This window comes from Streptomyces sp. (genome assembly GCF_031178505.1).
Classification (GTDB): Bacteria; Actinomycetota; Actinomycetes; order Streptomycetales; family Streptomycetaceae; genus Streptomyces; species Streptomyces gulbargensis.
Genome location: NZ_JAPSIW010000472.1, coordinates 1 through 5620, shown reverse-complemented (window position 1 = coordinate 5620; position 5620 = coordinate 1). Strand labels below are relative to the sequence as shown.

Sequence of the window (5620 nt, the reverse complement as noted above, 5' to 3'; positions counted from 1 at the left end):
AGGGTTCCCTTCACTTGCTGGCTGGGTGGACGGCCCTCACGGCTCCCCTGGTAGCGGAACGTTGGTACCCGTACGACTGTCGATGTCGGTGCCCAGGTTCTTCCAACCGCGGCCGGCAATGCAAATAGGGTTCGAGACCGCGGTGGTGTCAGCATCCGCGCAACGCCCCCTGCTGTTCCAGGTCTAGCCGAGACCGGCCTGGCCATCCGCCCTGACTGAATCAGCAGTACGACACCACGAGTTCAACCGCAGTAGTCACGCAAGAGGGCCGTCAAGGGCGCCTACTACTGATGCTGCGCCCTGCGTTGCGCTGTGTCCTACGCGTCACCGTGGAGGACCGCCTGAGTGGTGGCGAGGAAATGGCGGCGGAAGGCTGCACAGCGCCGTGTCTCCATGCCGTACGAGGGCGTGCTCTCCCCGCCGTAGTTGTCGAGCGCTTCGGCCAGGTCCAGGAGGGCTTCCACCATGACCGATGCTGCAACGTGTACCGCCTCGGGGCCTTCGAGTTCGACGAGGCCGTGCTGCGTGTTGACCTTCTCGAGTCCGCTGCGCCTCGCTGACCCAGGGTTCCGAGGCCGAAGCAAGTGCAGTGCTTCGTCGAACGCCATGAGGAACTGGGTGTACACCTGCCGCCGCGCTGCCTCAATGCGGGCAGCACGCTGCTCGTCGAGAGTCCGGTTTACGGTGTCGATGACGGCACGAGCCTGCTCGTCGCCGGCATACCGGGCTGCTGCTGCCTGGCGTCGTCCGGCAGCAATCGTGAACAGTCCCGTGAGCGCGCTACCGGCAAGCGCGGCTCCTGCTGCGATGAGGGCTATGCCCAGGTCTCCCATGCGCGCAACGGTACTGACGGTGGGGATGGCTCGTTGGTGGAGAGGGCAGGCACTGCCCGCTTGAAGTGACGGGTCGTCGACTACGTGACGGTCGCTGTGTCGCGTTCTCTGCGCTGGGCTGCCGCAGCGGCCGAAGTGGGCCTCGATCGGGTTGGCCCAAGAGGCGCAGGTCCGGATGAAGCACAGTCCGATTTTGTTCTTCTCCGGCCAGTGGCGGATGCCCACACCGGTGTGGGAGGAGAGGTCGTGCAGGACGATGTAGTTCGGGCGCCGTCGGGCCGGGCCGGCCGGATCAGGTGCGAAAGTTGGGCCGGCGCCAGCGGGGCTCCCCACCACAAGAGCGGGAAGCCCCACCTGCCTGCGCCGATCAACCGGCCGTAGCTACCATGATCAACACACCAGCTGCACCGCATAGCAGCACCACAAGCGGCCATGCCAGACGGCCGCGCCCGGTACGCCTGCGCCATAGCACCAGCCACAGCGCACACGCCGCCACGAACACCACCGTCACGCCGCTCATCTCGCCCTGCCGCCACGCCACCTGCACGGCGGCAGGGTCAGCGCCCCATACAAGGAGCGCAACGAGCACGCCCACCGTCAGCGCACACACCGCTTCCAGCAGCCTGCTCATCATCTTTCTGCTCCGGGGTGCCCTTCAGTCACTGCGCGGGCGGAACGGACGGCTCAACCTCGATGATCTCCGTCTTGCGGCCTTCCGCGTCCGTGCTTACGGACCGCTTCTCCACTGCCCGCGGGCCGACCATGGGTGCCACGGACTCCGCGAACTCGAGCCGCGTCTTGACCATGAGGGGCTTGCCGTCTGCGTCCTTGACGACCTTGCCGTCCGCCCCCATCAGCGGCATCTCTTCGGGCATCTTGGACTCGTCCACCGTGCCGTCAGGATTCACCCACTCCGGGGTGGGCGGAGCCGGTGGCACCGCCGCCTTCTCGGTCTGCCCACTGCTGGGCGACTCGTCGGCCGAGGCGTTCATCGCGAGGCCACCCAGCAGCAGCACGCCGGCCACCGCTCCCACGGCGAGGGACATACGGGTCTTCTTCATGCGCGGTGTCTCCAGTTCCTAGCGGGCTGAGGGGCTAGTTCTCGATGATGTGCTGTCCGGACCAGATAGGGACGTTGCCCCCGTACCAGGTGCCGCCGTAGTAGACGTTGCTCCCGGCCTTGGTCGCGTAGTAGCCCCAACCGCAGGGCGACACGACCCCGAAGTCGTAGTTGAGTTCCATCCTGGAGGTTTCGGTGGTGTTGGAGTATCCGCTCCAGGTGCCATCGGGGTTCTGGGTGCCCATGAGCTGCCGGCACACGCCCCACTGAGTACCGTCGTGGAAGAAGTACTGAAAACCGGCCTTAAGGTTGCCCGGGGGCCGGTTCCAGACCATGATGCACGCCTGGGTAAGGGGAATGCCGGAGGAAGCCAGTCCGTAGGCCCTGGCGTAGCCGCCTCCGCTGCCGTGGGAGACTTCCGCGTAGGTGTACAGGCACTTGGAGGAGTCGGTGTTGGCCCACACCTCGTCCGACTGGTACACGTAGTGCGGTGGTGGCGGTGGTAAACACCAGTAGGAGAGATGCACCTAGGGCGAGCAGCACGCCGAGCGGCCGGGGTATCCGGCGTCTTGCCTGTGGTGCGGGGAGTCGGGTGTGTAACACAGGGCTCCTCATCTTGGATGTGCACGTTCTGGTACGGACCTGCACCAGACTGTGACCACACTATGACATGCCCACGCCCGGACTCGTGCGTTCTTGTTTGATCTCGGGGCGCGGAGGGGTCCTGCCGGACGCGAGGAAGAGCCACAACCTGTGGAATGGGATGCCTGTCAGCAATGCCACGGGCCACGGCACACGGGGGAGTTCTAGGTGGTCTTCGCTGACAACGTCGCCCCGCCCCGTACGGCACTGCCTGCGCTCGCCGCGGCGATCTTGTCGAACACCCCCCAGTGCTGGCTGGCGGTCAGCTGGTGCTGTCGAGGGCGTTGACGAGGTCGGCGGGGGCGGGGGTCGTGCCAGTGTCGAGGTCTCGTACCCCGTCGCCGGGCGGGGGCCATGCTGCGCCCCGACCAAGCGGGTGGCGGCGGGAGGTCGCGGTGCGCCAGCCGTGCCGCTCGGACCACACCAGGGCGGGGGCCGGCGCCGCGGGGGCGTCCAGGACGAACGCGGCTGTGCAGACGTCGTCTTCGGGGTACTGGACGGCGGGCGGGGTCTCGGTAGAGCTCCAGCCGCGTGCGTGCAGGGCCTGGGCCACGGCGGCGAGGTAGGGGCGTGCCTGACGGCCGCGCAGGACGGCTTCGGCGCGGACGCTCGCGCGGCGGATCTGTCCGGCGGGGTAACCGAGTTGGGCGGCGGCCTGTGCTGCCGTAGCCGCGTGCTGCTCCATGACGTCGGCCATCCGCTGCGCGCGCAGTGCCGTCAGCGCGGCCTGGGCGGTGTTGCGGTGTACGCCGAGGCGGTCGGTGACGTCGGCCGCGGTGAGGGCGGGGTCGGCGTCCAGGAGCTGCGCGACGCGCGCGGGCAGCTGGTCGCGGGGGACCTGGTCCCCGGCGCCGGTGGGCCGGCCGCCCCCGCCGCTGCCGGTGGTGCGGCGGCGGGGTGCGGGGGTGTAGTCCCGGACGATGTGGCGGGGCCAGTGCTCGACCCCGCCCACGCACACCAGGTACTCGCTGACGGCCGGTTCCTTCTTGCGGCGGTCCCACACCGACAGGGGCTCGCCGCGCAGTGCGGCGGCCTCCTGGCGGTCCAGGAGGTCTTCGTCGTCGTCCGTGGTCGGCAGCTCGGGGACGGGCAGTCCGGCGAGGTGCGCGTCGACCTGCTCGCCGTCGTAGAGCCGGGTGCGGCCCGCGTTCAGCGGCGCGGGGAAGCCCGCGGCCTGGTGCTGGCCGGAGTTGAGCAGGGTCTGTAGGGCGATGCCCTGCTGCGCGGCGATGTCGGCGAGGGTGCGCACCAGGTGCTGGCGTCCGGCGCGGATCATGGAGGCCTCCAAAGTCCGGCGAATCACCGACAACTCATCAAGAAAACAGTACGGGATTTTTCTACTGCCCGGGTGCGCGCGGTAGGCTGCCATCCGAGCACGCGCCCCTTGGGCGGTGACTTGGGTCGGCCGGCACCCGTGCCACCCGCCACTGGCGGACTGAGGGTGCCGGCCACTTTCCTGCTACAGGTCGAACTCCGCCTGCTCGACGTCCGTGAACTCGACGTGCAGGCCTGCGGCGCGGCGGCCGCCGTCGCGGAAGTACATCTCGCCGAGCGCTTCGGCCGCCAGGGCGCGCAGCTGCCGCTCGTCCGCGCCGGCGTCCTGCGCATCGAGGAGCCGGGCCGCGTGGTGCGGCGGCAGCGCGAGGCTGAGGTCGCGGATACGGGCGTCGTCGGTGGTGCCGGGCGCGGCGGTGAAGCCGAACCGGGCCCGGGTGCGGATGACCAGGCCGGTGCTGGCCGCTGCCTGCTTGCGGGCCCGCTCGCGGACGCGAGGCTGCCAGCGCTGGCGCACGGCGTCCTCCAGGCGCTGCGCGAGGTCGGCGCGGGGCCGGCGGATCTGGTCCTTCACGTACCGCTCCACCGTGCGCTGCGAGACGCCGAGCAGGCCGGCCACGGCGCGGGTGCCCTTGAGCTGCTTGACCAGGTAGCGCATCTGCGCGCCGGCCGACTTGGGAATGGGCCGGGTGAACGCGCCCTGAAGGGCGCGGTCGAGGCCGTCTCCGATGATACCCATGCGGGCTGCTCCGTTCATGATCGGCTGTGTGGGCCGCTGAGGGGCGATCATGGGCGGGCGGGGGAAGTTACCCGACCCGCCCATGATCGCGCCGCACAGCGGCGTCCAGGGTGGTTAGCGGGCCGCTTCCGGCGTAGGGTCTCGCGCTCCGCTTCATACGGCAGCGCCGTGACCTGCGGGTTCTCCGGCCGTCTCACGCCACTTCAGCAAGATCCGTCTCAAGTCCCGCTGCATTTCCTCGCGGTGAACCTCGATGGTGGCAGGACGGGAAAGCCGCTGACCTGCGGTGTCTCACGGCCCGCTTCATAAGTGCAGTCCATATGAAGCGGACCGTGAGATTATGAAGCGGGATTTGAGATCCCACACATCCGGTTCTTCGACGCCGGACATGTCGCGCAGGCGGCTGTAGTGGAACTGGTGGGCCACGGTCACGGTGGCCGTGGGCCCGTTGCGGTGCTTGGCCACGATCAGGTCGGATCGAGGAGCGCGGCGTAAACGACAGCAGCAGGCGCCGATGAGCGCGAGGTAGCGGTGACCGCAAGCGACGACACCTGGCAAGGCTAGACCGTTTCCCACTGTGATTGTGTTACGAGCTCTTAGCTCTCCGGCTACGACGGTCACATAATGGAGAATGATGCCGCAACCCAGAGGACCCCTACCAGAACGCCACCAATCCCCACATACCGAAAGGTCTCACGCGTAGCCCTTCCGGCGTTCATGAACGGAGCGTAGAAATCGAAAATACGGTAGGCGATTTCTCTGACATTGACTATCAGGCATACTCCGAAGCCGATCAGAGTGAGCCCCGCTATCAGGAGGAACAGGATTCCTTCTCTCCGCCCGTTAGTGACTGAACCACGGGCCGCCTCCCCGTCAGTCATCAAAGAAATATCACCCCGCCACCACGGCGCCGGCTCCTGTCAAGCCGAACAAGGCACCTACTCCCCCCGGAGGGCTTGAACCGCAGTCACATCAGGGGCATGAGACCGAAAAAGATGGCAAGCAGTCCAACGAATACCCAGAGCCACCCCAGCAGTCTGATGACTGACGGTCTCCCCTTCCTGCTCGCCG

Annotated in this window: 7 protein-coding genes; all 7 read right to left on the bottom strand. The window is 67.9% G+C overall.

The genetic code is table 11. The annotated features are described in order from the left end of the window. Positions 1-317 precede the first annotated feature (317 nt). The 7 genes from RIF68_RS25530 to RIF68_RS25500 all read right to left on the bottom strand — a co-directional run bounded on the left by RIF68_RS25530 (position 318) and on the right by RIF68_RS25500 (position 5430). Positions 318-833, bottom strand: a complete 516-nt coding sequence (locus RIF68_RS25530; protein WP_309053652.1) for a hypothetical protein — start codon at positions 831-833, stop codon at positions 318-320. Positions 834-1200: 367 nt separating this feature from the next. Beyond that, positions 1201-1467, bottom strand: a complete 267-nt coding sequence (locus tag RIF68_RS25525; protein WP_309053651.1) for a hypothetical protein — start codon at positions 1465-1467, stop codon at positions 1201-1203. A gap of 25 nt (positions 1468-1492) precedes the next feature. Beyond that, positions 1493-1894, bottom strand: coding sequence for a hypothetical protein (locus RIF68_RS25520; protein ID WP_309053650.1), 402 nt, complete (start codon positions 1892-1894; stop codon positions 1493-1495). 34 nt (positions 1895-1928) lie between these two features. Further along, positions 1929-2375 carry a hypothetical protein gene (locus RIF68_RS25515; RefSeq protein WP_309053649.1) on the bottom strand — a complete coding sequence of 149 codons (447 nt, stop codon included), beginning with the start codon at positions 2373-2375 and terminating at the stop codon, positions 1929-1931. Positions 2376-2797: 422 nt separating this feature from the next. Continuing rightward, complete coding sequence (locus RIF68_RS25510; RefSeq protein ID WP_309053648.1) at positions 2798-3811, bottom strand: DUF6292 family protein; 1014 nt, start codon at positions 3809-3811, stop codon at positions 2798-2800. 183 nt (positions 3812-3994) lie between these two features. Further along, complete coding sequence (locus tag RIF68_RS25505; RefSeq protein ID WP_309053647.1) at positions 3995-4549, bottom strand: XRE family transcriptional regulator; 555 nt, start codon at positions 4547-4549, stop codon at positions 3995-3997. Between the two features lie 617 nt (positions 4550-5166). Further along, positions 5167-5430, bottom strand: coding sequence for a hypothetical protein (locus RIF68_RS25500; protein ID WP_309053646.1), 264 nt, complete (start codon positions 5428-5430; stop codon positions 5167-5169). Between the last annotated feature and the right edge of the window lie 190 nt (positions 5431-5620).

Coding starts and splice junctions, on each gene's coding strand:
- RIF68_RS25500 (WP_309053646.1), bottom strand. CDS start 5,430: ATGACTGACGGGGAGGCGGCCCGTGGTTCAGTCACTAACGGGCGGAGA.
- RIF68_RS25505 (WP_309053647.1), bottom strand. CDS start 4,549: ATGGGTATCATCGGAGACGGCCTCGACCGCGCCCTTCAGGGCGCGTTC.
- RIF68_RS25520 (WP_309053650.1), bottom strand. CDS start 1,894: ATGAAGAAGACCCGTATGTCCCTCGCCGTGGGAGCGGTGGCCGGCGTG.
- RIF68_RS25510 (WP_309053648.1), bottom strand. CDS start 3,811: ATGATCCGCGCCGGACGCCAGCACCTGGTGCGCACCCTCGCCGACATC.
- RIF68_RS25530 (WP_309053652.1), bottom strand. CDS start 833: ATGGGAGACCTGGGCATAGCCCTCATCGCAGCAGGAGCCGCGCTTGCC.
- RIF68_RS25525 (WP_309053651.1), bottom strand. CDS start 1,467: ATGATGAGCAGGCTGCTGGAAGCGGTGTGTGCGCTGACGGTGGGCGTG.